Raw genomic sequence first — 1,768 nt, forward strand, 5'->3', positions numbered from 1 at the left:
CGACCTCAGCCAGGTCAACGCCCGCCCCGAGGGCAGCCAGCTGGAACGCACCGCCTACATCCTGCTCAGCCGGGTCGATGCGCAGGGCCCCATGTCCATCGGGCAACTGAGCGACGCCTTCGGGCTGGACGTCTCCACGCTCAACCGGCAGACGGCGGCCCTGAAGAGCGCGGGGCTGCTCGAACGCATCCCGGACCCGGACGGCGGGATCGCCCGCAAGTTCCGCCTCACGGAGGAGGGCCGGCGCCGGCTGGACGAGGAGCGCGAAGCCCACGTACGGGCGCTGAACCTCGTGATGGAGGGCTGGTCACAGGAGGACATCGCCTCGTTCGCGAGCGCCCTGCGACGCTTCAACACCGGCATCGAGCGGCTCGACGGGCGGCCCTGGCCGCGGGGATGAGCCGACGGCGGACTGCCCTCCCCTGAGTCGTGTGGCTCGGGGGGTCGTGGCCTTGACGCGGGGTGCGAGTGCCGGGGGATTGTGGCCGAAAGATCACTCACCCGGAATCCGATGGACCGGTAATCCTGGAAATCCAGCGGGAGTTGTCGGAGGGGCCCGCCAGAAGGAGGCATGATCATGGACAGCGACGAGGTGTCCCGGAGCGAGGAGCGGGGCGGCGCGGAGAACCCTGCGCCGTACGAGCCGCCGATGGTCGTGGAGGCCGGGACGTTCACCCAGGACACGCGCGGCGGGTCGGGCCAGTACAGGGAAGCGGGCGTCGGGCGCTTCTTCTGATCCACGTCTGAGGCGGAGTCTCCTGTGCAGTGGTTCGTCGCCGTGCCGGACTGTCCTGCCGGCCTTCGCGTGCTGGAGGACCTCCGGCCCCCGTGGTCGGTCCTCGTCCGGCACGCCTCCGGCAGGCCGTGGTTGGTCGGCCGGGTTCCGACGGGCCACTGCCAGGAACTGTCGACGGGTGACCGGAGGGTCGCCGTCATCGGCCGGGCGCGCCCCGACGCGGCGGTCCTCGACCGCCTCCTGGCATCGCTGAGCGTCGACCACGGTGTTCCCGGGCCCTCCCCGGTGGCGGGCAGTGCCCATGTGGCCGTCTCGGAGCCGGGCCGGTTCCGGCTGCACGGCACCGCCTCCGGTCTGCGTCGCGTCTACGCCGCACGCGTCCACGGCGTCACGGTCGCGGCGGATCGTGCGGACGTCCTGGCCGGGCTGTCGGCCGCCGGGACGGACGAGCGGTGGCTGGCGGTACAGCTCATCGCCGACGGGCCCCCGCATCCGCTGGACCGCCTCACCCCGTGGACGGGCGTCCTCGCGGTCCCCCCGGGCGACGCGCTGACGGTCGACGCGGAGGGCGGGTCCGCGCAAGCCCGCTGGTGGTCACCACCGAAGCCCGACCGCCCGCTGACGACCGGTGCGCCGGCGCTGCGTTCCGCCCTCGCCGAGGCCGTGGCCCTGCGCGTCGCCGCGACGCCGGCCTCGACGCTGGGCTGCGATCTGTCCGGAGGCATGGACTCCACCGCGCTCGCGTTCCTCGCGAACGACGCCGGCGCCCCTCTGCACACCCTGACCCTGGAGTTCCGGGACCCGGCCAACGACGACACCCGCTGGGCCGACCTCGCCCGGAGCCACCTGCCGGATGCGGTGGCGCTGGACCTGCCGCAGGACCGACTCCCCGGCCAGTACGCGAACCTCGGCCGACCACGGACACCGACGGACGCTCCGTCCGGAGCGCTGCGCGGCAGGGCCGTCCTGGAGGCGTCGTCCGCCCGTTACCGCGAGCACGGGATCGGCCTCCAACTCGCGGGCCACGGCGGT

The 1,768-nt window shown here is 73.6% G+C and carries 3 protein-coding genes; all 3 read left to right on the top strand.

Features of this window, described 5'->3' with window-relative positions:
- The coding region (locus J0670_RS37245; RefSeq protein ID WP_207817204.1) for a MarR family winged helix-turn-helix transcriptional regulator at positions 1-400 on the top strand (400 nt) is incomplete at its 5' end.
- Between the two features lie 177 nt (positions 401-577).
- Positions 578-736, top strand: a complete 159-nt coding sequence (locus J0670_RS37250; RefSeq protein WP_207817205.1) for a lasso RiPP family leader peptide-containing protein — start codon at positions 578-580, stop codon at positions 734-736.
- Positions 737-760: 24 nt separating this feature from the next.
- Positions 761-1,768, top strand: a 1,008-nt coding sequence (locus tag J0670_RS37255; protein ID WP_307806866.1) for an asparagine synthase-related protein, incomplete at its 3' end; no start/stop codon positions are given.

Origin of the sequence: Streptomyces sp. FH025, assembly GCF_017427025.1 — a bacterium.
GTDB lineage: Bacteria > Actinomycetota > Actinomycetes > Streptomycetales > Streptomycetaceae > Kitasatospora.